31 protein-coding genes are annotated in these 22,509 nt (G+C 57.6%); 10 read left to right on the plus strand and 21 right to left on the minus strand.

Annotated elements, in window-relative coordinates:
• Positions 1–18: 18 nt before the first annotated feature.
• Positions 19–474: a YybH family protein gene (locus RAE19_RS07980; RefSeq protein ID WP_313874381.1), complete on the minus strand. Its 456-nt coding sequence runs from the start codon at positions 472–474 to the stop codon at positions 19–21.
• A gap of 79 nt (positions 475–553) precedes the next feature.
• Between RAE19_RS07980 and RAE19_RS07985 the strand changes: the two genes are divergently transcribed.
• The 3 genes from RAE19_RS07985 to RAE19_RS07995 are packed head-to-tail and all read left to right on the plus strand — an operon-like array spanning position 554 to position 2,620.
• Entirely contained in the window at positions 554–1,186 is a 633-nt protein-coding gene (locus RAE19_RS07985; protein WP_430962569.1) for a LemA family protein, read from the plus strand.
• 1 nt (position 1,187) lies between these two features.
• Positions 1,188–2,105, plus strand: a complete 918-nt coding sequence (locus RAE19_RS07990; protein ID WP_313874383.1) for a TPM domain-containing protein — start codon at positions 1,188–1,190, stop codon at positions 2,103–2,105.
• On the plus strand, positions 2,105–2,620 hold the full coding sequence (locus RAE19_RS07995) for a TPM domain-containing protein (protein ID WP_313874384.1): 516 nt from the start codon (positions 2,105–2,107) through the stop codon (positions 2,618–2,620). Before RAE19_RS07990 ends, RAE19_RS07995 begins: the two co-directional genes overlap by 1 nt.
• A gap of 60 nt (positions 2,621–2,680) precedes the next feature.
• Here RAE19_RS07995 and RAE19_RS08000 read toward each other — a convergent pair whose 3' ends face one another.
• Genes RAE19_RS08000 through RAE19_RS08040 form a run of 9 tightly spaced genes read right to left on the minus strand, consistent with a single transcriptional unit; the run spans position 2,681 to position 9,832 of the window.
• On the minus strand, positions 2,681–3,097 hold the full coding sequence (locus RAE19_RS08000) for a F0F1 ATP synthase subunit epsilon (RefSeq protein WP_313874385.1): 417 nt from the start codon (positions 3,095–3,097) through the stop codon (positions 2,681–2,683).
• 3 nt (positions 3,098–3,100) lie between these two features.
• Complete coding sequence (gene atpD, locus RAE19_RS08005) at positions 3,101–4,516, minus strand: F0F1 ATP synthase subunit beta (RefSeq protein ID WP_087495433.1); 1,416 nt, start codon at positions 4,514–4,516, stop codon at positions 3,101–3,103.
• A 58-nt stretch (positions 4,517–4,574) separates the two neighbouring features.
• Complete coding sequence (gene atpG / locus RAE19_RS08010) at positions 4,575–5,453, minus strand: F0F1 ATP synthase subunit gamma (protein WP_313867913.1); 879 nt, start codon at positions 5,451–5,453, stop codon at positions 4,575–4,577.
• Positions 5,454–5,482: 29 nt separating this feature from the next.
• Positions 5,483–7,036, minus strand: a complete 1,554-nt coding sequence (gene atpA, locus RAE19_RS08015) for a F0F1 ATP synthase subunit alpha (RefSeq protein WP_087495435.1) — start codon at positions 7,034–7,036, stop codon at positions 5,483–5,485.
• Between the two features lie 48 nt (positions 7,037–7,084).
• A complete protein-coding gene (locus RAE19_RS08020; RefSeq protein ID WP_313874386.1) occupies positions 7,085–7,615 on the minus strand; it encodes a F0F1 ATP synthase subunit delta in 531 nt (176 codons plus the stop codon).
• Positions 7,616–7,624: 9 nt separating this feature from the next.
• Positions 7,625–8,095 carry a F0F1 ATP synthase subunit B gene (locus RAE19_RS08025; RefSeq protein WP_087495437.1) on the minus strand — a complete coding sequence of 157 codons (471 nt, stop codon included), beginning with the start codon at positions 8,093–8,095 and terminating at the stop codon, positions 7,625–7,627.
• A gap of 35 nt (positions 8,096–8,130) precedes the next feature.
• A complete protein-coding gene (atpE, locus tag RAE19_RS08030) occupies positions 8,131–8,379 on the minus strand; it encodes a F0F1 ATP synthase subunit C (protein WP_019429175.1) in 249 nt (82 codons plus the stop codon).
• A 60-nt stretch (positions 8,380–8,439) separates the two neighbouring features.
• Positions 8,440–9,318, minus strand: coding sequence for a F0F1 ATP synthase subunit A (gene atpB / locus RAE19_RS08035; RefSeq protein WP_313874387.1), 879 nt, complete (start codon positions 9,316–9,318; stop codon positions 8,440–8,442).
• A gap of 13 nt (positions 9,319–9,331) precedes the next feature.
• Positions 9,332–9,832: an ATP synthase subunit I gene (locus RAE19_RS08040; RefSeq protein ID WP_313874388.1), complete on the minus strand. Its 501-nt coding sequence runs from the start codon at positions 9,830–9,832 to the stop codon at positions 9,332–9,334.
• Between the two features lie 239 nt (positions 9,833–10,071).
• Here RAE19_RS08040 and RAE19_RS08045 point away from each other — a divergent pair, with 239 nt between their 5' ends.
• The 3 genes from RAE19_RS08045 (at position 10,072) to lipA (ending at position 12,160) form a co-directional block, all read left to right on the plus strand.
• Entirely contained in the window at positions 10,072–10,374 is a 303-nt protein-coding gene (locus tag RAE19_RS08045; RefSeq protein WP_313874389.1) for a YbeD family protein, read from the plus strand.
• A gap of 61 nt (positions 10,375–10,435) precedes the next feature.
• Positions 10,436–11,083, plus strand: a complete 648-nt coding sequence (gene lipB / locus RAE19_RS08050; RefSeq protein WP_313876200.1) for a lipoyl(octanoyl) transferase LipB — start codon at positions 10,436–10,438, stop codon at positions 11,081–11,083.
• Between the two features lie 42 nt (positions 11,084–11,125).
• Positions 11,126–12,160 (plus strand): lipoyl synthase, encoded by a 1,035-nt coding sequence (lipA, locus tag RAE19_RS08055; RefSeq protein ID WP_313874390.1) that lies wholly within the window; start codon positions 11,126–11,128, stop codon positions 12,158–12,160.
• 68 nt (positions 12,161–12,228) lie between these two features.
• On the opposite strand, the gene RAE19_RS08060 is transcribed toward lipA, so the two are convergent.
• Positions 12,229–12,705, minus strand: coding sequence for a hypothetical protein (locus RAE19_RS08060; protein WP_313874391.1), 477 nt, complete (start codon positions 12,703–12,705; stop codon positions 12,229–12,231).
• A gap of 141 nt (positions 12,706–12,846) precedes the next feature.
• On the opposite strand from RAE19_RS08060, the gene mgrA reads away from it, so the two are divergent.
• A complete protein-coding gene (gene mgrA, locus RAE19_RS08065; protein ID WP_313874392.1) occupies positions 12,847–13,893 on the plus strand; it encodes an L-glyceraldehyde 3-phosphate reductase in 1,047 nt (348 codons plus the stop codon).
• Between the two features lie 46 nt (positions 13,894–13,939).
• Complete coding sequence (locus RAE19_RS08070; RefSeq protein ID WP_313874393.1) at positions 13,940–14,785, plus strand: DMT family transporter; 846 nt, start codon at positions 13,940–13,942, stop codon at positions 14,783–14,785.
• 80 nt (positions 14,786–14,865) lie between these two features.
• On the opposite strand, the gene ptsP is transcribed toward RAE19_RS08070, so the two are convergent.
• The 6 genes from ptsP to RAE19_RS08100 form a co-directional block, all read right to left on the minus strand.
• On the minus strand, positions 14,866–16,644 hold the full coding sequence (gene ptsP, locus RAE19_RS08075) for a phosphoenolpyruvate--protein phosphotransferase (RefSeq protein ID WP_313874394.1): 1,779 nt from the start codon (positions 16,642–16,644) through the stop codon (positions 14,866–14,868).
• A 34-nt stretch (positions 16,645–16,678) separates the two neighbouring features.
• Positions 16,679–16,948, minus strand: a complete 270-nt coding sequence (locus tag RAE19_RS08080; protein WP_313874395.1) for an HPr family phosphocarrier protein — start codon at positions 16,946–16,948, stop codon at positions 16,679–16,681.
• On the minus strand, positions 16,917–17,363 hold the full coding sequence (locus RAE19_RS08085; RefSeq protein WP_313874396.1) for a PTS sugar transporter subunit IIA: 447 nt from the start codon (positions 17,361–17,363) through the stop codon (positions 16,917–16,919). Before RAE19_RS08085 ends, RAE19_RS08080 begins: the two co-directional genes overlap by 32 nt.
• A gap of 23 nt (positions 17,364–17,386) precedes the next feature.
• A complete protein-coding gene (locus tag RAE19_RS08090; protein ID WP_430962521.1) occupies positions 17,387–18,598 on the minus strand; it encodes an MFS transporter in 1,212 nt (403 codons plus the stop codon).
• A gap of 5 nt (positions 18,599–18,603) precedes the next feature.
• Positions 18,604–19,047 (minus strand): hypothetical protein, encoded by a 444-nt coding sequence (locus RAE19_RS08095; RefSeq protein ID WP_313874398.1) that lies wholly within the window; start codon positions 19,045–19,047, stop codon positions 18,604–18,606.
• Positions 19,048–19,118: 71 nt separating this feature from the next.
• Positions 19,119–19,820 (minus strand): DUF4197 domain-containing protein, encoded by a 702-nt coding sequence (locus RAE19_RS08100; protein WP_313874399.1) that lies wholly within the window; start codon positions 19,818–19,820, stop codon positions 19,119–19,121.
• 17 nt (positions 19,821–19,837) lie between these two features.
• Here RAE19_RS08100 and RAE19_RS08105 point away from each other — a divergent pair, with 17 nt between their 5' ends.
• Positions 19,838–20,335, plus strand: coding sequence for a TlpA disulfide reductase family protein (locus RAE19_RS08105; RefSeq protein ID WP_313874400.1), 498 nt, complete (start codon positions 19,838–19,840; stop codon positions 20,333–20,335).
• A 152-nt stretch (positions 20,336–20,487) separates the two neighbouring features.
• The gene (locus RAE19_RS08110) at positions 20,488–20,967 is read left to right on the plus strand and encodes a GNAT family N-acetyltransferase (RefSeq protein WP_313874401.1); all 480 of its coding nucleotides are present in this window, start codon (positions 20,488–20,490) and stop codon (positions 20,965–20,967) included.
• Positions 20,968–20,985: 18 nt separating this feature from the next.
• Here RAE19_RS08110 and RAE19_RS08115 read toward each other — a convergent pair whose 3' ends face one another.
• The 4 genes from RAE19_RS08115 to rplP all read right to left on the minus strand — a co-directional run bounded on the left by RAE19_RS08115 (position 20,986) and on the right by rplP (position 22,507).
• On the minus strand, positions 20,986–21,492 hold the full coding sequence (locus RAE19_RS08115) for a peroxiredoxin (RefSeq protein WP_313874402.1): 507 nt from the start codon (positions 21,490–21,492) through the stop codon (positions 20,986–20,988).
• A gap of 92 nt (positions 21,493–21,584) precedes the next feature.
• Positions 21,585–21,854, minus strand: coding sequence for a 30S ribosomal protein S17 (gene rpsQ / locus RAE19_RS08120; RefSeq protein WP_313874403.1), 270 nt, complete (start codon positions 21,852–21,854; stop codon positions 21,585–21,587).
• Between the two features lie 10 nt (positions 21,855–21,864).
• Positions 21,865–22,074, minus strand: coding sequence for a 50S ribosomal protein L29 (gene rpmC, locus RAE19_RS08125; protein WP_296511048.1), 210 nt, complete (start codon positions 22,072–22,074; stop codon positions 21,865–21,867).
• A gap of 16 nt (positions 22,075–22,090) precedes the next feature.
• Entirely contained in the window at positions 22,091–22,507 is a 417-nt protein-coding gene (gene rplP, locus RAE19_RS08130) for a 50S ribosomal protein L16 (protein ID WP_068836220.1), read from the minus strand.
• Positions 22,508–22,509 lie beyond the last annotated feature (2 nt).

Here is a 22,509-nt window from a genome sequence, read left to right on the forward strand (position 1 = left end):
TGGGCGTGCTGCCGCTATTCAATGGAGAACCTGTGGTGTTTGATGGTGCTGGGCTGCATCTTCAGGGCTCCCCGGGCTCGCGTGGTGTACGACGAGCCGCCAGCCTTGCGGAGTCTTGTGGTAGACGTTAGTAGCAACAACATGCGCTTTGCTAGGGCCTTCGGGCGTAAGAATCTCCACGGTTTCCAGCACATGGTGAACCGCACTGGCCAGGGACTCCACCCGACGAATATGTTCCGGCTTCACATGGATTGCCCCCCCGTGCGCGAACATCGCCTCGAATGCGGCGCGGATCGCACCCACGCCGATCAATCGGGTACCACCAGGATGGATACACGCGATGTCATCTTCGTCCGCCCAACATGCCATCAGCTTGTCGATGTCGCCAAGCTGCATCGCTTCGTAGAAAGCGGCTTCAATTTCATCAGGCGTTCCGCCCATAGCGGCGTGCATTTTTGCTTGGTTTTTAGGCATATTCACATTCTCGCGTATCTGTCATGGTCCTGAAGGGTCAGGGGACAGTAGGATGAGCACTTCAGTTCAGGAGTTTTTCATGGTGTATCGATACACAGCCCACAAAGGGAATTTGTTTGCACGGTTCACAGCGTATGCAGCCGCACTCGGATTTGCGCTGGTTTTGTCAGGCTGTGGGTACAACGAGTTTCAGCGCTTGGATGAACAGTCCAAGGCTGCTTGGAGCGAAGTGCTCAACCAATACCAGCGGCGCGCTGACCTGGTGCCCAACATCGTGGCCACCGTTAAGGGGGAAGCCGCTTTCGAGCAGGATACCCTTACCAAAGTGGTGGAGGCTCGCGCTAAGGCAACCAGCATGCAAGTGACTCCAGAGACTTTGAATAATCCGGAGGCTTTTTCCAAGTTTCAGAAGGCCCAGGGAGAACTGGGTGGAGCTTTGAGCCGACTGCTGGTAGTGAGCGAGCAGTATCCCAACTTGAAGGCGAACCAAGGCTTTAGTGATCTGCGTGTCCAACTGGAAGGAACCGAAAACCGCATCACGGTGGCCCGTAATCGTTACATCCAAAGTGTGCAGGACTACAACATCCTCGCGCGTAGCTTTCCTAGCAACCTCACGGCGTCCGTCCTAGGTTATCAGCCAAAACCCACTTTAGCGGTGGCGAATGAAGCAGCCATCACCGTACCACCGACCGTGGACTTCGAGAAGAAATAGCATGGAACTGTGGAACCGATGGTCGCGCGGCCTCGTTACCTTGCTTTTTGGCATGGTGATGTGGGGCGTCGGGCTGGGGTCGCATGCCGCGAGTGTGATCGCCGTTCCTGCACTTCAGGCCCGGGTCATGGATACCAGTGGCACTTTACAAGCCGAGGAAATTCGGCAACTTGAAGCGGAGTTGGCTGCAATCGAGACGGATACAGGTAGCCAGTTGGTCATCTGGCTTTTGCCCAGCAGTGGCGCCGAGGACATTGCAGCGTTGGCCAACAGGGTGGCTAATGAGTGGAAGGTCGGTCGAAAGCTGGAGGGTGACGGCCTGCTGATCCTCGTAGCCAAGAACGACCGGCGGATTCGCATTGAAGTGGCCAAGGCTCTCGAAGGAGCCATTCCTGACGTGATGGCAGGGCGCGTGATCCAACAGCAAATGGCTCCACGTTTTGCGGCGGGAGACTACGTTGGCGGATTACGCAATGGCGTGGCGGCTTTGGCATCTTTGATAAAAGCGGAAGGGCTACCTGCCCCGCAAGGGCCTTCTGGTTCCGGGGCACACGCGCAGAGCTTCAATTGGGTGGAACTTGGCGTATTTGTCTTCTTTGCCTCTGCCATCGGAGGCACGATGGCCCGGCGGGCCTTGGGCACTCGTCTTGGCTCTGCTGTGGTCGGAGTTTTATCGGCTGCATTGGTGTTTTATGTCACTCAATGGTGGCTGAGCTGCCTGATTGCGGGCGTAGGCGGCTTTATGCTTTCGATCATGATGAGTCGCGCTAGCACCAGATCTATGGGTCACCATGCATCGGGCTTGTCTTTTGGCACCGGCACCACCTTCGGGCACGATGCGGGCGGCTCCTCTGCCGGTAACTTCAGATCGGGAGGCGGCGGCAGTTTTGGCGGTGGTGGCGCCTCAGGAGGTTGGTAATGGAAATCCGCCTGCTTCGATGGATTAGACATCGCTGGTTGGACGACGCAGCCCTTCGACTCCCTCACGGGATTGTCGAGCGCTTGGCCGAAGGAATTCGGCATTGTGAGCAGGGTCACAGCGCACAGGTTAGCCTACATATCGAAAGTTCGTTGCCAACTTCCTACTTGTGGCGCAAGCAAGAAATGTCGGCACTGCTAGAAATACGTGCAAAGGATTTGTTTGCGTCCAAAGGCATTTGGGATACCGAAGAAAACAACGGCCTGCTCATCTATCTTTGTCTAGCTGAACGTTCCGTGGAGCTTGTCTTTGATCGCGCAATACAACGTGCTATTGCTGCCGCCGAGTGGAAGTCAATGCTGTCTCGAATGGCACAGCATGTGCAATCAAGCGATATTGAAGTGGGCATGCTCGAGTTGCTGGGTGAGATGTCGACGTTGCTGGCCGAACACTTTCCCGTCACTCAAGGTAGAACACTGACGAACGAGATCAGCGACACACCTACCCTCCAGTAGTGATGTTCAGCCCATAAAAAAAGCCACCCGAGGGTGGCTTTTTTGTTCAAGCAACAGAGCTTATTTCTTTTTCAAGAACTTGCGTGCTGCCGAGATCTCTGCGGCCATCACGGCGATTTCAGATTGGATACGGGCGATGTCGATTTCGCTCTTGGCGTTCTTCAAGGCCTCTTCCGCAGCCGCTTTGGCAGCATTGGATTTTTCCTCGTCGAGATCCCTGCCTCGAATGGCCGTGTCAGACAACACTGTCACGCAGTTAGGTTGCACTTCCAACAGACCACCGGCTACGAACACAAACTCTTCGCTGCCATCGGCTTTTTGAATGCGCACCGAGCCGGGCTTGATGCGCGTGATCAGGGGCGTGTGGCGGGGCTTGATGCCCAGCTCGCCAGCCTCACCGGGAAGCGCCACGAAGACGGCTTCACCGGAGAAGATGGACTCTTCTGCACTGACCACATCAACGTGGATGGTGTTCATGACTTAGACCTTCTTGGCTTTTTCGAACGCTTCGTCGATCGTACCGACCATGTAGAACGCTTGTTCTGGCAGGTGGTCGCATTCGCCGGCAACGATCATCTTGAAACCACGGATGGTTTCAGCCAATGTCACGTATTTACCAGGAGAGCCGGTAAACACTTCAGCCACGTGGAAAGGCTGGGACAGGAAACGCTGGATCTTACGAGCGCGTGCCACAGTCAGCTTGTCTTCAGGGGCCAATTCGTCCATACCCAGAATCGCGATGATGTCGCGCAATTCCTTGTAGCGCTGCAGAGTACCTTGCACTGCGCGGGCAGTGTTGTAGTGCTCTTCACCCACCACGTTAGGGTCCAACTGGCGGCTGGTGGAGTCCAAAGGATCCACAGCGGGGTAGATACCCAAAGAAGCGATATCACGGGACAACACCACGGTGGAGTCCAAGTGAGCGAAGGTGGTCGCTGGGGATGGATCGGTCAAGTCATCGGCAGGCACGTAAACGGCTTGGATGGAAGTGATGGAACCCACTTTGGTAGAAGTAATACGCTCTTGCAGACGGCCCATTTCTTCAGCCAGCGTAGGCTGGTAGCCCACGGCGGAAGGCATACGACCCAACAGAGCGGACACTTCGGTACCGGCCAAAGTGTAACGGTAGATGTTGTCCACGAAGAACAGCACGTCACGGCCTTCGTCACGGAAAGATTCCGCAATGGTCAAACCGGTCAACGCCACGCGCAAACGGTTGCCTGGTGGCTCGTTCATCTGGCCGTACACCATCGCCACTTTGGACTTGGGCAGGTCTTCCAGATTCACAACGCCGGAGTCAGCCATTTCGTGATAGAAGTCGTTACCTTCACGAGTACGCTCACCCACACCGGCAAACACGGACAAACCGCTGTGTGCCTTGGCGATGTTATTGATCAGTTCCATCATGTTCACGGTCTTGCCCACACCGGCACCACCGAACAGACCGACCTTACCGCCCTTAGCGAACGGGCATACCAAGTCAATCACCTTGATGCCGGTTTCCAGCAACTCTTGCGATGGGCTCAGCTCATCGTAAGTAGGCGCCTTGCGGTGGATAGATGCTGTCAGCTCGGAAGCTACAGGACCACGTTCGTCGATGGGGGCGCCCAGCACGTCCATGATGCGACCCAGAGTAGCCTGGCCCACGGGGACCATGATCGGCTTCTCGGTGTTAGACACGATCATGCCGCGGCGCAGGCCGTCGGAAGATCCCAAAGCGATGGTACGGACGATGCCGTCACCCAGCTGCTGCTGAACTTCCAGCGTCAGGGTAGAGCCTTCCATCTTCAGCGCGTCATAAATGCCGGGCATCTTGTCACGTGGGAACTCAACGTCCACCACCGCGCCAATACACTGAACAATTTTTCCCTGGACTTGGGAGTTAGCTTGAGCCATTTTTCGCTCCAAAAATTAAATCTTTAACAAAAACTCGGATGCTTCCGTGCGGACCGGTTTACACCGCCGCGGCACCGGCCACGATTTCCGACAACTCTTTGGTAATGGCGGCTTGGCGGGTCTTGTTGTAGACCAGCTTCAGTTCCCCAATCACGCTTCCGGCGTTGTCTGTCGCAGCCTTCATGGCCACCATGCGCGCTGATTGCTCAGACGCCATGTTTTCGGCCACTGCCTGGTACACCAGTGCTTCGACGTAACGGGTCAACAGATCGTCAATCACCGCTTGCGCATCGGGTTCGTAGATGTAATCCCAAGCGTGGTGGGAACCACTGGCTTGGGATTCAGCTTCCATCTGCGCAGCAGACAGAGGCAACAACTGTTGAACCACGGGTTCCTGCTTCATGGTGTTGATGAACTTGGTGTAGCACAGGTACACCGCATTCACTTCACCCTTGACGTACGCATCCAGCAATACTTTGACAGGCCCGATCAGCTTGTCGAGGTGGGGCGTATCGCCCAACTGGGTAGCGTGCGAAACCACTTTGGCGCCCACACGGTTCAAGAAACCCAAGCCCTTGTTACCGATCGCGACTGCTTGCGCCGAAACGCCTGCAGCCTGCAAATCACGCAGCTTGCCGGTCACGGAACGCAGCACGTTGGTGTTCATGCCACCGCACAGACCCTTGTCTGTGGTGACGACGATAAACCCGGAGGTCTTAGCGTCGTTGGTCTGCATGAATGCGTGCGTGTATTCCGGATTGGCCTTGCCGAGGTTGGTAGCAATATTGCGAATCTTGTCGCTATACGGACGGGCAGCCCGCATCCGGTCCTGCGCCTTGCGCATTTTGGATGCAGCCACCATTTCCATGGCCTTGGTGATCTTCTTGGTGTTTTCCACCGATTTGATCTTGCCGCGTATTTCCTTACCTGCTGCCATACAAGGCTCCTTGGGTCATCAGGTCGGAATTAGGCGAAAGACTTCTTGAACGCAGCAATTGCGGCATTCAATTCAGCTTCAGCATCCTTGTCCATGGCCTTGTCTGCTTCCAGCTTGGCCAACAGGGCAGCGTGCTTGTCCTTCAGGAAAGCATGCAGGCCGTGTTCGAACGCCAGCACCTTTTTCACTTCGATGTCGTCCATGAAGCCCTTGTTCACGGCAAACAGCGTAGCGCCCATCAAGCTGATGGTCAGGGGGCTGTATTGGGCTTGCTTCAGCAACTCAGTCACGCGGGCACCACGGTCCAACTGCTTACGGGTAGCTTCGTCCAGATCGGAAGCGAACTGCGCGAACGCAGCCAGTTCACGGTACTGGGCCAAGTCGGTACGGATACCACCGGACAGGTTCTTCACCAACTTGGTTTGCGCTGCACCACCCACGCGGGACACGGAGATACCGGCGTTGATAGCGGGGCGGATACCGGCGTTGAACAACGACGTTTCCAAGAAGATCTGACCGTCCGTGATGGAAATCACGTTGGTAGGAACGAAAGCAGACACGTCACCCGCTTGGGTTTCGATGATGGGCAACGCGGTCAAAGAACCGGTCTTGCCCTTCACGGCGCCCTTGGTGAACGCTTCCACGTAGTCGGCGTTCACGCGAGCTGCGCGTTCCAGCAAACGGCTGTGGAGATAGAACACGTCGCCGGGGTAGGCTTCGCGGCCTGGTGGACGACGCAACAGCAAGGAAACTTGGCGATATGCCACAGCTTGCTTCGACAAGTCGTCGTACACGATCAAAGCGTCTTCGCCACGGTCACGGAAGTACTCGCCCATGGTGCAGCCAGAGTAGGCAGACACGTACTGCATTGCTGCAGATTCAGAGGCGGTAGCAGCCACCACGATGGTGTATTCCATGGCACCGGCTTGTTCCAGCGCGCGCACCACGTTCTTGACAGAAGAAGCCTTCTGACCGATCGCAACGTACACGCAGGTCATGTTCTGACCCTTCTGGTTGATGATCGCGTCAATTGCCACGGCAGTCTTGCCGGTCTGACGGTCACCAATGATCAATTCACGCTGACCACGGCCGACGGGAACCATGGAGTCGATAGACTTCAGGCCGGTCTGCATTGGCTGGCTCACGGATTCGCGGGCGATCACACCAGGTGCCACCTTTTCGATCACGTCAGTCATTTTGGCGTTGATAGGGCCTTTGCCGTCGATGGGCTGACCCAAAGCGTTGACCACGCGACCACGCAACTCGGGACCCACGGGCACTTCCAAGATGCGGCCTGTGCATTTCACAGTGTCGCCTTCAGAGATGTGCTCGTACTCACCCAAGATCACGGAACCCACGGAATCACGTTCCAAGTTCAGTGCCAAGCCGTAGGTGGGCAAGCCATCGCTACCAGCGGGGAATTCCAACATTTCGCCCTGCATCACGTCGGACAGACCGTGAATGCGGCAGATACCGTCGGTCACAGAAACCACGGTACCCTGGTTGCGGATGTCTGCGCTCGCGGACAAACCGTCAATGCGGCTCTTGATCAATTCAGAAATTTCTGCGGGATTGAGTTGCATGACTCTTTCCTTCTTTCTTTGGTTGGGCTGTCAGCGAAAGGCCAGGCCTTACGCTGAAAGAGCCACTTTCATTTGTTCCAGACGGGCCTTGACGGATGTGTCAAGAACTTCGTCACCCACCACCACGCGGATACCGCCGATCAATTCAGCGTCCAACTCAACAGAAAGGTTGAGTTTGCGGCCGAAACGCTTCTCGAGAGAAGCGGCGACTTCCGCCAATGCAGCTGCATCGATCGGGAAGGCGCTGTACACAACGGCATCAGAAAAGCCGCCTTGGGCGTTCTTCAGTGCACGGAACTGGGCTGCGATTTCCGGCAACGCGGCGAGGCGTCCGTTATCGATCACAGTGCGCAGGAAGTTCTTTCCCTGCTCAGGCAGTGCAGCCTTGATAACACCTGCAACCAAGTCAAAGACTTGGTTGTTGGAGCTATTGGGGTTGCCGGCGAATTGCTGGAGTTGGCTGTTTTGCGCAACTTCAGCAAGTTCGTCCAGCCACACAGCTGCAGCGCTCAAGTCCGCTTGCGTAGCCTTGAACAAAGCTTCGGCATAAGGCCTGGCGATGGTGGCAAGTTCAGCCATGTGATTCCCTTACAGCTCAGTCTTCAGGCGCGACAGCAAATCTGCGTGCACACCAGCATTGACTTCCTTGCGCAGGATCTGCTCAGCACCTTTGACGGCGAGAGCGGCGACCTGTTCACGCAAAGCGTCCCGGGCCTTCACGGACTGCTGCTCGGCTTCAGCCTTTGCAGCGGCAATGATGCGGTTGCCTTCTTCCACGGCGCGAGCCTTGGCTTCTTCGACAATCGTCTGGGCACGGCGCTCGGCATCAGCCAAGCGGGTTGCAGTTTCATTGCGTGATGTAGCCAGTTCGGCTTCCACGCGCTTGTTGGCATTGGCGAGTTCCGCCTTTGCCTTGTCGGCGGCAGCAAGGCCGTCGGCGATTTTCTGTGCCCGCTCGTCCAGTGCTTTTGTGATCGGGGGCCACACGAATTTCATCGTGAACCACACCAGGATCGCAAAAACGATAGCCTGCAGGAACAGGGTAGCGTTGATGTTCACGGTTTGATTCCTTCTCTAACGTGAAGGGCCGTTGATTACTTCAGAACGAAGGGGTTGGCGAATGCGAACAGCAGAGCGATAGCAACACCGATCAGGAACGCAGCGTCAATCAGACCAGCCAAGATGAACATCTTGGTTTGCAGTTCGTTCATCAATTCAGGTTGACGAGCAGAAGATTCGAGGAACTTGCCACCCATCAGTGCGATACCGATAGATGCGCCGATAGCGCCCAGACCAACGATCAAACCGCAAGCCAGTGCCACGAGGCCGAGAATGTTTTCCATGAGAAGCTCCTAAAAGTTAGTGGAAAAGAAAAAAGAAAAACGAAACAGAGAAAAGTTACATCAATGTGCGTCGTGCGCTTGACCGGTGTAGATCAGCGTCAACATCATAAAGATGAAGGCTTGCAAGGTGATCACGAGGATGTGGAACAGTGTCCACACGGTCCCGGCGACGATGTGACCAATGGCCAAACCAACTCCGGTTGCCGACAGCGCCCAGCCGCCACCCATCAGGGCAATCAACATGAACACCAACTCACCTGCAAACATGTTGCCGAACAACCGCATGCCATGGGACACGGTTTTGGCAAGGTATTCAATCATCTGCATCAGGAAGTTCACGGGGTACAGAGCCCAGTGATCACCAAACGGTGCAGCAATCAATTCGTGCGCCCAGCCACCCAGACCCTTGATCTTGATGTTGTAAACCAAGCAAACAAACAAAACGGAGCAGGACAAGCCCAGTGTCGTAGACAAGTCGGCAGTCGGAACCACACGCATGTAGTCTTTGAAGCCCAAGGCGGGGCCGGCGCTATGCCAGATAGCAGGAATCAGGTCGACTGGCAGCATGTCCATCGCGTTCATCAGGAAAATCCAGACAAACACGGTCAAGGCCAGAGGAGATATCAGCTTGCGGCTAGTAGCGTTGTGGATCACGCCCTTGGCCTGGTTCTCCACCATTTCGGACAGGATCTCAACAGCAGCCTGGAAACGGCCGGGAACACCAGATGTCGCCTTGCGAGCAGCATTCCACAGCAAGAAACAACCTAGAACACCCAAAACGACCGAGAAAAACACGGAGTCGAGGTTAAACAGGCTGAAGTCAACAATGCTCGTTTGCTTAACGCTTTCGAAGTCAAAGTTTTTCTGCAAATGCTGCAGGTGATGCTGGATGTACTCACCAGCAGATGGGGCATGGGTTTCAGCGTTTTCAGAAGCCATATGTCACCAAAATTCAAAGGTTTTCAGCGGGATGCTGGCGCTTGGATTGCAGCCACGCGGCCACCCAATACACCTTCATCGTCACCACGAAGCCAGCCACAAGGGCCAACCAATTCAGCGAGGGAACCAGCTTAGGAGCCGCCAGCAGCAAGGCCACTGTCAAAACCACCTTCACCACTTCCCACACCACAAAACTCAAAAAGGCTGCCCCGGAGTCCTTCAACAGGGACTGCCTGCGCAATCCGCGGGCCAACACCATTGCAGGAACAATCACCGCCAGCGCTCCGTACGCAGCAGAGAACCCCGCTGCGCGCCCGAAACCCCAACCAACAACCACAGCCACCACGAAAGCAGCCACAACCTGCATCCCAATGACCCACCAAGGGGATACCGAAGGGTTGCGCCGGCGCCATTGATTAGCTTCTTCAGCCGTCAGGGGCTTGAACTCGTCATCTGCCACCCCACCTGGGTTGTCAGCGTCTACTGACTTGTGGTCTGCGTGCGTGTTTGTCATTATCAAAATCGCGCTCAGACCGCTACCCAGTTCAATGCACAGCCTCCGATTATACGTAGAAACCCACCTAAAAGACCACAGCGAATCAAAAAGGCGGCCGTAACATCACTCACAGCGCCCCCGACATTCGTCTGGCGTATGCCCGGACCACCGAAAGCGATAATCCGGCTCATCTGACACCGCAGCAGCCAATAGGTCAATGACCTTCGGGCCGCAGACAACCCTAGAAAGGCGCGAGCATGGCCACACAAACGCCCCCAAGCGACAACACAAACAACCCACGCGCTGAGTCCCTGATTGAGTACCCGTCGCTGTTTCCCATCAAAGTGATGGGCCACAAGGTCGACGGCTTGGTGCATGCCATCAGCATGATTGCGCAACAATTCGACCCCGCGTTTGATGCCAAGACCATTGAGCTTCGCGAAAGCAAGGGCGGCAATTACCTAGGCGTCACCATTACGGTGACTGCCACCAGTCGCGAGCAACTCGACGAGTTGTACCGCACCTTGTCGACGCACCCCATGGTGAAAGTGGTGCTGTAAGCCCGTGGCGATAAACCTGTTTCAGCGCGGCCGGTTGGACTATGTGCCGACCTATGAAGCCATGCAGCGCTTTACGAGCGAAAGACCCGTGGGTCCCGCATCAGAAGAGCGTGATCAGCTATGGATATGTGAGCATCCGCCGGTCTATACACAGGGCCTGGCAGGCAAGCCTGAACACATCTTCATGCCGGGCGACATTCCGGTCGTGCAAACCAACCGTGGCGGCCAGGTGACCTATCACGGCCCCGGGCAGGTGATGGGATACCCCATGATCGACCTCAAACGGGCGGGCTACTTCGTCAAAGAATATGTCTATCGCATCGAAGAGGCGGTGATCAAAACCCTGTTCCATTTTGGCGTGACCGGCCACCGCGTGGCGGGCGCACCGGGCATATACGTCCGGCTGAGTGACCCCTGCGGCCACCCCCCCTTGGAGCAGCGCCCCCGCATGGGAGCGACTAACCACCAAGACCCGGACTTCACAGGGCTGGGCAAAATTTCGGCGCTGGGCATCAAGGTCAGCCGCAACTGCACGTACCACGGGGTCGCGTTGAATGTGGCCATGGACCTGGAACCCTTCTCGCGCATCAACCCTTGCGGCTATTCGCAGCTGCAAACGATAGACCTTTCTACAATCGGGGTCCAAGTCAGCTGGCAAGATGCCGCAGACGTACTGGGCCAAAAACTCGCCACTTACCTTGCACCTTAAGGTGCGCCCGGGGCCACGGCCCCGCAGCAGAGACGCCACACCATGAGCCAAAGCGACACCTCCCTCGACACGAAGCGCGAACACAGCACCGCGAACCCCACGGTGCGCGAGGCCCAATCGACCGCCGATTACAACCCCTTGGCCAAGCAAAAAGCCCAGGCCAAATTGGCGCGCATCCCGGTCAAGGTGCAACAAGGCGAAGTGCTCAAGAAACCTGACTGGATCCGCGTCAAGGCCGGCAGCCCGACCACCCGCTTCTACGAAATCAAGGAAACACTGCGGGCCAACAAACTGGTAACCGTGTGCGAAGAAGCCAGCTGCCCCAACATCGGCGAATGCTTTGGTAAGGGCACCGCCACTTTCATGATCATGGGCGACAAGTGCACCCGCCGCTGCCCCTTCTGCGATGTGGGCCACGGCCGCCCCGACCCGCTGGATGTGAACGAGCCCGACAACCTGGCCAAGACGATTGCCCAGCTCAAGCTCAACTACGTAGTGATCACCAGCGTGGACCGCGATGACCTGCGCGATGGTGGTGCCGGCCACTTTGTAGAGTGCATCCGCAAGACGCGTGAACTCTCGCCTAAAACACAAATCGAGGTGCTGGTGCCCGATTTCCGCGGCCGCGATGACCGCGCACTGGAAATCCTGAAAGCGGCTCCGCCGGATGTGATGAACCACAACCTGGAAACCATCCCCCGCCTCTACAAAGAGGCGCGCCCGGGATCGGACTACCAGTTCAGCCTGAACCTGCTCAAGAAGTTCAAGGCGCTGTTCCCTGACGTGCCCACCAAGAGCGGCCTGATGGTAGGCTTGGGCGAAACCGACGAAGAGATTCTGGAAGTGATGCGCGACATGCGCGCGCACAACATCGAGATGCTGACCATCGGCCAGTACCTCGCGCCCTCCACCAGCCACCTGCCGGTGCGCCGCTATGTGCACCCCGACACCTTCAAGATGTTTGAAGAAGAGGCCTACAAAATGGGCTTCAAACACGCAGCGGTCGGTGCCATGGTGCGCTCCAGTTACCACGCAGATGTGCAAGCCGGCCACGCGATGGGCGCACCCGCCGCCTAAAAGCCGAATTGCTATAAATTTAATAGCTGCTGGCGCACATTCAATGTGGGCTAGCAGCTATTTTTATTTCAAGGCTTGGCGTATCCACGCTCCACCCACGCTACCGCACTGGCGCGGCTGAGCTTGAAAGCGGGTGACACCTTGACCTGCGCAATCACGTCATCGCCCTCATCCCTCGCCGTCAGGGTGGCGGTGGGATTTTCTTCGTCAGGCTCAATGTCCAGGTAGACCGTCACGCGGCCCTCGCCTGCCGCCACTTCCATACTTTGGTGCAGGCTGGCGTGTAACTGCTGTTCGCTGCGGCGCACAAATTCACGCGCCGTTTTCACCAAGGTCAAAAAAGCACTCTGGTCCAAGGGCTTGGGGTTCTTTTTGTCACGCCCCATGGTCCAAGGGCCGACCAGCGCAGGCTCTGAGGCACCATCGGCCGTCATCGCCACGGCCCAGCCATCGTCATCTTCGTTCTTCACCACGCGGGCAGTCCAGCCATCGCTGATCCACAGACGCGGCTCTTGGGTCTTCATGTCGGATTCATTCAAATTCATGGCGTGGAGTATGCAGGGAGATAGGCACACAGCGCCGGTGAGCTTTGCAGAAATCAGGGCAATTTTCTTCTGAATTTAAGCGCATAAAAAATGAACAACAATAGCGATCCTTTGTTGTCACTTTCACCCCTCATACACACCATGTACCACGCAGCCTCTGACCGATACGACGGACGTGTTCCCTACCGCACCTGCGGCAAAAGCGGCCTCAAACTCCCAGCGGTGTCGCTGGGCCTGTGGCACAACTTCGGTGATGCCACACCGTTTCAAACCCAGCGAGACATGCTGCGCACCGCATTCGATTTGGGCATCACCCACTTCGACCTGGCCAACAACTACGGCCCCCCGTTTGGCAGCGCCGAGACCAATTTCGGCGAACACTTGCGCCGCGACTTCATGCCCTACCGCGATGAGCTGATCATCTCCAGCAAGGCCGGTTACGACATGTGGCCCGGCCCTTATGGACAGGGCGGTGGCTCGCGCAAATACGTACTGGCCAGCCTGGACCAGAGCTTGAAACGTATGGGCCTTGAGTACGTGGACATCTTCTACAGCCACCGTTTTGACCCCGACACCCCGCTGGAAGAAACCATGGGCGCGTTGGCCACTGCCGTGCAGCAGGGCAAGGCCCTCTACGCCGGCATCAGCAGCTACTCCGGCACCAAAACCCGGGAGGCTGCTGCCATTTTGAAAAGCATGGGTGTGCCCATGCTGATCCACCAACCCTCGTACAGCTTGATGAACCGCTGGATCGAAGAAGACCTGCTGGACGCGCTGGAAGAAACCGGCATGGGCTGCATCGCCTTCAGTGCGCTGGCACAAGGCCTGCTGACCAACAAGTACCTCAACGGTGTGCCTGCAGACGCGCGCATCAACCGCCCGGGCGGCAGCTCTTTCAAGCAAGACCACCTGAGCGAGCAAAACCTCAAGCATGTGCGCGCCCTCAACGAGATCGCCCAAGCCCGCGGCCAAAGCCTGGCCCAGATGGCCACTGCCTGGGTCTTGCGCGATGCACGCGTCACCTCGGCGCTGATAGGCGCCAGCAAGCCTGAGCAAATCGTGGACCTGGTAGGTGCCATGAGCAACCTCACCTTCAGCACAGAAGAGCTGGCTGCCATCGACAGCCACGCGGTGGACGGTGGCATCAACCTCTGGAAACGCCCATCCACCGACCAGCGCCTTGCCTGAGCCCGCTACGCCAAACAGCGAGTACCGAGCGGCTAAACTTGCGGGCATGAATGCATCACTCCTTGCTTTAGCTGCCATCGCCCTGTGGGGCAGTCTCGCCCCTTTGGGCGTCTCTTTGGGCCATGTGCCGCCCTTTGTGCTCACAGGCGTGAGCTTGGTCATCGGCAGTGTGATTGGCTTGCTGCTATCGCGCGGGCGGGTAAGTGCGTGGAAGGTGCCGGCCGCCACGTTGGCGCTGGGTGTTTATGGCCTGTTCGGATTTCACTTCCTGCTCTTTATCGCCCTGCGCCATGCGCCGCCGGTGCAAGCCAACTTGGTGAACTACCTGTGGCCGCTGGGCATTGTGTTGATGGCTCCGCTGTTTCTGCCCGGCATGCGGCTGGGTGCGCTGCACGTAGCGGCCGCCTTGCTCGGCTTTGCTGGCGCGGCGCTGGCCATCTTGGGAGGCCGCGATTCGGGCAGCGGCATGGGGGGTTGGGCCTGGGGCTATCTGCCGGCCATGGCCTCTGCCTTTGTGTGGGCTAGCTATTCGCTGATGACCCGGCGGGTACCGCCTTTCCCGAATGCGGCGATCGGCTTGTTTGGGCTGGTGTCCGGACTGCTTTCGCTCTTGTGCCACGCGCTCTTGGAGCCATCCGTCACGCTGACAGCCCACGATTGGCAGCTACTGGCAGCGCTTGGTTTGGGGCCCCTGGGTGGTGCGTTTTACCTCTGGGATGCGGCGCTCAAACGCGGAGATGCACGCACCATCGGCGTGTTGTCATTTCTGACGCCACTGCTGTCCACCCTCGGCCTGCTTTGGATGCGAGGCGAGTGGCCTAGCGCCAGTGTGGCATTGGCCGCTGCCATGATCGTGGGAGCAGCCGTGTTGGGCTCTCGCGCCAAGGCTTGAGTACCGCAACAAAAACATGCTCTAGCCCAGACGAAAAGTGCGCCGTTAGCTATTAAAATAATAGCACAACGGCATTTGCATCACACGTATCCGCCCGCCATCTCCAAGGCCGGATCTTCCGCGGTGCGGACCCGCTGGGCCCAAAGGGCCAGCTTGGTGGTGTCGGAGCGCAAGATCTCTTGCTTGACCGCCAGAATCTGCGCGGGGTGCATAGAAAAGCTGCGCAGTCCCAAGCCCAGCAACAAGCGCGTCAGGGTCACATCACCCGCCATTTCACCGCACACACTCACGTCTTTGCCCTGCGCACGGCATTCGGCAATCGTGTCTGCGACCAGCCGCAGCACTGCGGGGTGCAGCGGGTCGTAGAGGTGGGCTACCGATTCGTCCGCCCGGTCGATGGCCAAGGTGTACTGGATCAAGTCGTTGGTGCCAATCGACAAAAAGTCGAAGTACTTCAAAAACAAGGGCAGGCTCAAAGCGGCCGCAGGAATTTCGATCATCGCGCCCAGCTGCACCGGGCCATACACATCACCCCGGCGGTCAAGCTGGGCACGGGCCCGCTCAATGTGGGCCAGTGTTTGACGGATTTCGCTCGCATGGGCCAGCATCGGTATCAGCAGACGGACTTTGCCATGCGCAGCCGCCCGCAAAATCGCGCGCAGCTGCGTCAAAAACATAGCGGGCTCGGCCAGGCTCCAGCGGATCGCCCGCAAACCCAGCGCGGGGTTGAGGTGGGCGTCGTCATGCACGGACTCATCCAGCGGCTTGTCAGCACCGACATCCACGGTACGGATGGTGACAGGCAGGCCCTCCATCCCTTCCACCGCCTTTTTGTAGGCCCGGTACTGCTCTTCCTCGTCCGGCAACTGGCCATGGCGCCCCATGAACAAAAACTCGCTGCGAAACAGTCCGACGCCCAAAGCGCCTGCCTTGAGTGCGGCTTGGGCGTCTTCCGGCATTTCAATATTGGCCAGCAACTGGATTTTTTCGTCATCCATGGTCACGGCAGGAGTGTGCAGCAAGCGCTGCAAGCGGCCACGTTCGAGTTCACCCTGGCGCTGTTTGAAGCCGTATTCCGCGAGGATGATGGGCGATGGGTCTACGATGACCACACCGGCATCGCCATCGATGATCACCCAGTCATCCTGCCGCACCAATTGGCTGCAAGTGCGCGCGCCCACCACCGCGGGGATGTCCATGCTGCGCGCCACGATGGCGGTGTGCGAGGTTTTGCCGCCCACATCGGTAATGAAGCCCGCAAACACACTTTGCTTGAACTGCAACATGTCGGCTGGCGACAAGTCATGGGCGATGAGCACTAGGGGCACATCCACGGTGTCGTCCAGCAACAAGTCCTGCTGCGCGCCTTTGCGGCCCGGCCGTTGAGCAGGCAGTACCGGCGACTGGCCGCCCTTCATCGCGCGCAGCACCCGTTCGCAAATCTGCTCCATGTCGGCCTTGCGCTCGCGCAGATAGGCGTCTTCCATTTCATCGAAATGGCGGGCAATGATTTCAAGCTGGGTGGTCAAGGCCCACTCGGCGTTGTACAGGCGGTCTGTGATCCAGTGCTTGACGCCGCCGACCAGCTCTTCGTCTTGCAGCAGCATCAAATGCACATCCAGCAAGGCGGCCAGTTCAGTAGGCGCCTCTTTGGGCCCCATGCGGCTGATGCTGGTTTGGAGGCGGTAGATTTCTTCAACCACCGCATCGCGGCCTGCCCGCACCCGGGCGATTTCGGCCTCCACCTCATCCGGTTTGATGAAGTAGTGCGCGACGTCCACCCGGCTTGACGCGACCAGGACCGCGCGCCCGATGGCAATGCCCCTGGAAACCGCGAGGCCGTGGACCGAAAATGTCATGTCCGCAGGCTCCGCAGGGACAGGGGCAACGGGTTCATTCGCCTTCTCCGAACTTGTCGTTGATCAGGGCCAACAAGGCGTCCATGGCTTCTTGCTCACGGTCGCCGCTGGTCTCGAGGGTGATCTCGGAGCCGATGCCGGCTGCCAGCATCATCACGCCCATGATGCTTTTGGCATTGACACGGCGCTCACCGCGGGACATCCAGACCTCGCAAGGGAAGCTGCCCGCCAATTTGGTGAACTTGGCCGAGGCCCGTGCATGGAGGCCCAGTTTATTGACTATGGTCGTGTTGATGCTGATCATGGGTTTTACGATGTTGGTTTTGCGGTGCGGTGACCGCGACTTGCATGATGCTCTGGGTGCCACCGGCGAGCGCTCGGGTGACCAAAACGTCCAGCGGCTCATGCCGGTAATTGACGGTGCGCAGCAGCATGGGCAGGTTGACACCCACCACCAGCTTGGACTGATGACCATCCACCACTTTTTGGGCCACGTTGCAGGGGGTGGCGCCGAACACGTCGGTCAGCACCAGCGCCTGCGGCGCACCCAATTGGCGGAGCAGCGCAAGGGCTGTGGCGCGGGTCACGTCGGGGTTTTCGTTGGCGGGAACATCCAGTGCGCTGATGCCGTCTCCCGCGTCCGGGTACACATGCAGCACACAGGCTCGCAATGCACTGGCAAGGGGAGCGTGGGCGATGATAAGGATGCCGGTGTTCATACGAAGTCAGAGTTGGGCATTGATTATGGCGTCTTTGCCCGGCACGCCACCAGATACGCCAGCACACTGGCCCCACCAAAAGCTGCGAACGCCACTTGAAACGCCTGCACTTCAGGCAGCCCTTGGGCCTTCAAGACGTCCAGCAACAGGCCAAGGCCCCACTGCACCGCAAACACACCCGCAAAGATCACCAGGTTGTAGGCCGACAGAGCCCGCCCGGCAAGACCGGCAGGAAACGCCATGCCCACCGCCGGCTGCGCAAGTGCGGCGACTGTGGAAGCCACACAATACAAGGCAAACACCACTGCAGCGCTCACCGATAGTGCAGGACCCGCTATGATTAATATAGCAAGCATCACGAAACTGACCGGCACCCAACGGCGGATCATCTTTTCGGCGGTATGCCCGTTGCGAGCTAGCCATGGGTTGGCCAATCCCCATAGCCAATACGCAAGCAACATGGCCACATTCAGCCAAAACAAACCACTGGCGGCTTGGGCCGGTGTGTAACCGGCTACCTTGGTCATCCAGGGACCCGCCCACAGGGTTTGCATGGCCACGAGGCCGCCATAGTTGACGAAACCCAGCGGGGCCAATGCCCTGAAATACGGGTTGCGCCACACCTCGGCGTAGCCTTGCGCCGGTGCGTTGGCGCCGGCAGCGGTTGCAGGGGCCTCCCACGCGGGGACCTGCCAGGCGATCAAGGCCATGCTGATCAGCATCAAGGCCGCCAACACCAAAAAGATGCCGCGCCAACCGATGACCGGCAAGAGCCACTGAACCGGCAAGGTGGAAGCGACCATGCCAAATGCACCGACCATCAACATCCACGAGTTTGCGCGCATCAGTTGTTCCGGGGCGAACCAGCGACGGTATCCGGTGAGGGCCGCCATGAGGCAAGCGCAGACCCCGATACCGCAGAGAATCCGCGCGAACAAAAGTCCCACAAAGCCGTCTGCCTGTGAAAACGCGAGGCATCCCCCCAACGCAGCCGCCAAAAAGAGAAGCTCCACCTTGCGCGGGCCATGGCTGTCCAGCCATTTACCCAGAGGGAGTTGCATGGCAGCGAAGCCCAGAAAATACCCGCCAGCAAGCAAGCCAAGGTCAGCGGATTGCAGTTGAAACTCTGCAACCAAAGTAGGCGCTATCGTGGCAGTGATCGCACGGATCAGGGCGGACAAAAAGTAAGCGAAGGCGAACGCCAGAAATACGGCGATCGCTTTATTGCGTGACATGGAACTCATAACAGCGAGATATCTTCCAGAAATGTTAGCGCCCACTCTGGCGAAACCTTTGGTGCGTAAACAGCGAGGTGATAGAGGCGTTGTTCGTGCAAGAGCCAGCTAAGGCGCGCCTGTATAGGCTTGCCCTGTGGATCGACACCGGTTGCCTGAATGGAAATAGCGCCTTTACCCCAGGAGGGCGACGTCCATGGAGCAGCCTCTGGCGTTCCTGCTTGCATGGAACGCAGGGCTTGTTGTTGCCACGCACTTTGAATATCACGAGCTGCCGCCTCGTCTGACACGGCGACCTGGCTGATCGCGAATAGCGCGTCCCCAGCCTCGCAGCCCATGATGTCCAGTGAAAGGGTTTTATCGCCAATCTGCTGATTGCGTGTGGCGCTGTCAGGCTTGCAGGGAAGATTGAAGGCCACCGCGCCCAGCGGGGCTTTGCGCCAATTCATCGTCGGGCTGCACGCAGAGACAGCCGCGGCTACGGCGAAGGCCGCCATCGCGCGGACCCAGCGAACACGGCTCATCGAAGCGTGCCGAATACTTTGCTGAGAATGCTGCTGCCGTAAGCAACCGGGTTTTGCCGGATTTTTTTCTCTTCCTCGCCAATCATGAAGTACAGGCCGTCCAAGGACTTGCCGGTGACGTACTGCTGAATGTTGGCGTCCTCTTTCTTCAGGAGCCCCAACTCGGAGGCACGGCCTGCGACTTGGTTGTATTTGTCCGCGAGCCCCACCTTGGAGGTGGCTTGGGTCACGATAGGCAGAAACTTGATGCCCAGCGGTGCCCGGGTTTTAGCCGCAAAGAACTGGCTGACGGCGGTGTCTCCGCCTGCGAGTATGCCCTTGGCATCTTGCACTGACATGCCCTGCACTGCCTTCATCAACACATCTTTGGCCATCGGAACCGCGGCTTCAGCCGCGCGATTCATGGAAGTCACCAGCTCATCGACTTTGCCGCCTTGGCCGAAAGTGCGCATCAATTTGGCTGCGTCTTCGAGATATCCAGGCAATGCGATGCGAACTTTCTCGTTGCCAAGGAATCCATCTACCGCGCCGAGTTGAAGAATAGCTGCCGAGGCGCCCTTCTCAAGCGCTACTTTCAGGCCTTTGCTCGCATCCGTGTTGCTGAGGTCAGCCAAACTCAGGGCGTGGGCGCGCTGGGTGATGGTGCTGAAAAGGGTCGCGGTGAGCAGTGAGAGCGACGTAAACTGTCTACGGTCCATGGAGAGATTTCCTGCGTATGAAAAAACAAGTGGTATTGGGTGCCATCGTAGCGGCTTGCTTGGTCGCTGGTGGTGCTTTTTTGGTGTCCGATACAAAGGCCGCGCCGGCGTCTACTTTCGTTTTGCTGGACGGCAGCAGCAAGCAGACCAGCGACCTTAAGGGCCGTGTGACCCTGGTGAATTTTTGGGCTACGAGCTGCACAACTTGCGTCGCAGAAATGCCCCAGATGGTGCAGACCTACGAGAAGTTCAAAGACAAAGGATTCGGTACCGTTGCAGTTGCGATGGCCTATGACCCGCCAAGCTACGTTGTGAACTTTGCACAGACACGCAAGCTTCCGTTCGATGTGGCCATCGACAACACCGGCGCTGTGGCCCGCTCTTGGGGTGAGGTGACCTTAACTCCGACCAGCTACCTAGTGAACAAGCGGGGCGATATTGTGAAACGCTACGTAGGCCAACCTGACTTTGATGAGCTACACCAGCTGATCGAAAAGCTCTTGCAAGAGTCTTAGGATCGGAACAACTGCTAGGGTGACGCGCGAAGCCTATGACATGGGTAAGCGGGTGCCAGGGCTTGTAGTGATACATTGCCTACTCAAAAGTGGCCGCATTCAGCATCGATCGCGTATGGCCCACCGCTTAACTCCGCTTACCCCACGCCTCCATGCAACCGCACATTCTGATCGCCGACACTCTTCAAACGCTAGAGGGTGTCCGCGGACTGTTTGTCGAATACGCCGAGAGCCTTGGGGTGGATTTGTGCTTCCAGAACTTTGAAGAAGAACTGAGCACCTTGCCCGGGGAATATGCGGCCCCGCGCGGTTGCCTGCTGGCAGTTCAGATTGATGGCGCATGGGCCGGATGTTGCGCACTCCGCCCACTTGATAACGTGGACTACCCCAACGCATCTGAAATGAAGCGTCTTTTTGTCCGCCCCGCTTACCGGAGGCTGGGGCTAGGTCGCTTGTTAGCAGAAGCGATTTTGGACGCAGCGAGAACCATGGGTTATGACTGCGTACTTCTAGACACCCTGAACGACATGGAGAGCGCTCGCGCTTTGTACGGAGAACTGGGCTTCGTTGAAGTGCCCCCGTATTACTTCAACCCAATAGCGGGCGCCCACTATTTGCGGGCAGAACTCTAGTTCCACCCGCGTTCTCGTTTAGGCCTGGGCTTGAGCCAGCAAGGTGGCAGCGTCGCTCACCTCAAATTTGCCGGGGCCTTCAATGTTCAAAGTTGCGACTTTGCCGTCCTTGACCAACATCGAATAGCGGTTAGAACGCAACCCCAAGCCTTTACCGGTGAGATCCAGAGTCAAGCCAGTCGCTTTGGCGAACGCAGCGTCACCGTCGGCAAGCATACGCACTTTGGTGCCGGTTTTTTGATCGCGCGCCCAGGCGCCCATCACAAACGCGTCATTCACACTCACGCACCAGATTTCATCGACACCAGCTGCCTTAAAGGCCTCTGCATGCTCCACATAGCCGGGCACATGTTTGGCAGAGCAGGTGGGGGTAAACGCACCAGGCAGAGCGAACACGGCGATCGTCTTGCCCGCGGTGGCTTTCGCGACTGGCACTGCATTTGGACCGATGCTGCAACCTTCGCCTTCGATCTCTGAGTACTCCATAAGTGTGGTGTCTGGAAGTGCGTCGCCGACTTGAATCATATTTGCTCCTTATGCAAAGTGTTAATACCAATGAAAACGGCCCACATTGTGGGCCGTTTCTTATTCAACTGCAGGAATGAAGTCGTAAAGACTTAAACAGCAGCTGCCTTCTCTACCAAACGGGTCGCAACCCAGTTCTTGGTTTTGGAGATCGGCTTGCTTTCGGTAATTTCGATCACGTCGCCCAACTTGTACTCGCCCTTTTCGTCATGGGCGTGGTACTTGCTGGTCTTCGCAACGATCTTGCCGTAGAGCTCGTGCTTCACACGACGCTCAATCAGCACTGTCACAGTCTTAGCACGCTTGTCGCTGACCACCTTGCCAACCAAGGTGCGCTTGAGGGATTTTTTAGCTTCCGTCATTTATCGCTCCTTATTTGGCGGATTTTTCAGCGCTTTGCTTCTGCACAAGAATAGTCTTGGCGCGAGCAATATCGCGGCGCGCAGAGCGCAACGAAGCGGTGTTGTTGATTTGTTGCGTGGCCTTTTGCATACGCAGACCGAAGTGGGCTTTTTGCAAAGCTTTGACTTCGTCTTTCAGGCCGGCAACGTCTTTTTGGCGCAGTTCAGCAGCTTTCGTCATTTCGATTTCTCCTGAATTACTGGCCGATCATGCGGCTGACAAATGTCGTACGCAATGGCAGCTTTGCAGCAGCCAAACGGAAAGCTTCGCGAGCGAGTTCTTCGGGCACGCCGACGATCTCAAACACGATCTTGCCGGGCTGAATCTCAGCCACGTAGTACTCGGGGTTACCTTTACCGTTACCCATACGCACTTCAGCAGGCTTCTGGGAGATCGGCTTGTCAGGGAACACGCGGATCCAGATACGGCCGCCACGCTTCACGTGACGGGAAATTGCACGACGTGCAGCTTCAATCTGGCGAGCCGTCAGACGGCCGCGGTCAGTACATTTCAGACCGAAGTCACCAAAGGCAACCGAGCTTCCGCGGGTTGCGACTCCAGTGTTACGGCCCTTTTGCTCTTTGCGGTATTTCCGGCGAGCGGGTTGCAACATGA

The organism is Rhodoferax potami, assembly GCF_032193805.1.
Taxonomy (GTDB): Bacteria; Pseudomonadota; Gammaproteobacteria; order Burkholderiales; family Burkholderiaceae_C; genus Allorhodoferax; species Allorhodoferax potami_A.

Bases quoted from the DNA above. Each gene is read 5' to 3' on its own strand.
- RAE19_RS07980 (WP_313874381.1), bottom strand. From the start codon at position 474: ATGCCTAAAAACCAAGCAAAAATGCACGCCGCTATGGGCGGAACGCCT.
- RAE19_RS07985 (WP_430962569.1), top strand. From the start codon at position 554: ATGGTGTATCGATACACAGCCCACAAAGGGAATTTGTTTGCACGGTTC.
- RAE19_RS07990 (WP_313874383.1), top strand. From the start codon at position 1,188: ATGGAACTGTGGAACCGATGGTCGCGCGGCCTCGTTACCTTGCTTTTT.
- RAE19_RS07995 (WP_313874384.1), top strand. From the start codon at position 2,105: ATGGAAATCCGCCTGCTTCGATGGATTAGACATCGCTGGTTGGACGAC.
- RAE19_RS08000 (WP_313874385.1), bottom strand. From the start codon at position 3,097: ATGAACACCATCCACGTTGATGTGGTCAGTGCAGAAGAGTCCATCTTC.
- atpD (WP_087495433.1), bottom strand. From the start codon at position 4,516: ATGGCTCAAGCTAACTCCCAAGTCCAGGGAAAAATTGTTCAGTGTATT.
- atpG (WP_313867913.1), bottom strand. From the start codon at position 5,453: ATGGCAGCAGGTAAGGAAATACGCGGCAAGATCAAATCGGTGGAAAAC.
- atpA (WP_087495435.1), bottom strand. From the start codon at position 7,036: ATGCAACTCAATCCCGCAGAAATTTCTGAATTGATCAAGAGCCGCATT.
- RAE19_RS08020 (WP_313874386.1), bottom strand. From the start codon at position 7,615: ATGGCTGAACTTGCCACCATCGCCAGGCCTTATGCCGAAGCTTTGTTC.
- atpE (WP_019429175.1), bottom strand. From the start codon at position 8,379: ATGGAAAACATTCTCGGCCTCGTGGCACTGGCTTGCGGTTTGATCGTT.
- atpB (WP_313874387.1), bottom strand. From the start codon at position 9,318: ATGGCTTCTGAAAACGCTGAAACCCATGCCCCATCTGCTGGTGAGTAC.
- RAE19_RS08040 (WP_313874388.1), bottom strand. From the start codon at position 9,832: ATGACAAACACGCACGCAGACCACAAGTCAGTAGACGCTGACAACCCA.
- RAE19_RS08045 (WP_313874389.1), top strand. From the start codon at position 10,072: ATGGCCACACAAACGCCCCCAAGCGACAACACAAACAACCCACGCGCT.
- lipB (WP_313876200.1), top strand. From the start codon at position 10,436: ATGCAGCGCTTTACGAGCGAAAGACCCGTGGGTCCCGCATCAGAAGAG.
- lipA (WP_313874390.1), top strand. From the start codon at position 11,126: ATGAGCCAAAGCGACACCTCCCTCGACACGAAGCGCGAACACAGCACC.
- RAE19_RS08060 (WP_313874391.1), bottom strand. From the start codon at position 12,705: ATGAATTTGAATGAATCCGACATGAAGACCCAAGAGCCGCGTCTGTGG.
- mgrA (WP_313874392.1), top strand. From the start codon at position 12,847: ATGTACCACGCAGCCTCTGACCGATACGACGGACGTGTTCCCTACCGC.
- RAE19_RS08070 (WP_313874393.1), top strand. From the start codon at position 13,940: ATGAATGCATCACTCCTTGCTTTAGCTGCCATCGCCCTGTGGGGCAGT.
- ptsP (WP_313874394.1), bottom strand. From the start codon at position 16,644: ATGACATTTTCGGTCCACGGCCTCGCGGTTTCCAGGGGCATTGCCATC.
- RAE19_RS08080 (WP_313874395.1), bottom strand. From the start codon at position 16,948: ATGATCAGCATCAACACGACCATAGTCAATAAACTGGGCCTCCATGCA.
- RAE19_RS08085 (WP_313874396.1), bottom strand. From the start codon at position 17,363: ATGAACACCGGCATCCTTATCATCGCCCACGCTCCCCTTGCCAGTGCA.
- RAE19_RS08090 (WP_430962521.1), bottom strand. From the start codon at position 18,598: ATGTCACGCAATAAAGCGATCGCCGTATTTCTGGCGTTCGCCTTCGCT.
- RAE19_RS08095 (WP_313874398.1), bottom strand. From the start codon at position 19,047: ATGAATTGGCGCAAAGCCCCGCTGGGCGCGGTGGCCTTCAATCTTCCC.
- RAE19_RS08100 (WP_313874399.1), bottom strand. From the start codon at position 19,820: ATGGACCGTAGACAGTTTACGTCGCTCTCACTGCTCACCGCGACCCTT.
- RAE19_RS08105 (WP_313874400.1), top strand. From the start codon at position 19,838: ATGAAAAAACAAGTGGTATTGGGTGCCATCGTAGCGGCTTGCTTGGTC.
- RAE19_RS08110 (WP_313874401.1), top strand. From the start codon at position 20,488: ATGCAACCGCACATTCTGATCGCCGACACTCTTCAAACGCTAGAGGGT.
- RAE19_RS08115 (WP_313874402.1), bottom strand. From the start codon at position 21,492: ATGATTCAAGTCGGCGACGCACTTCCAGACACCACACTTATGGAGTAC.
- rpsQ (WP_313874403.1), bottom strand. From the start codon at position 21,854: ATGACGGAAGCTAAAAAATCCCTCAAGCGCACCTTGGTTGGCAAGGTG.
- rpmC (WP_296511048.1), bottom strand. From the start codon at position 22,074: ATGACGAAAGCTGCTGAACTGCGCCAAAAAGACGTTGCCGGCCTGAAA.
- rplP (WP_068836220.1), bottom strand. From the start codon at position 22,507: ATGTTGCAACCCGCTCGCCGGAAATACCGCAAAGAGCAAAAGGGCCGT.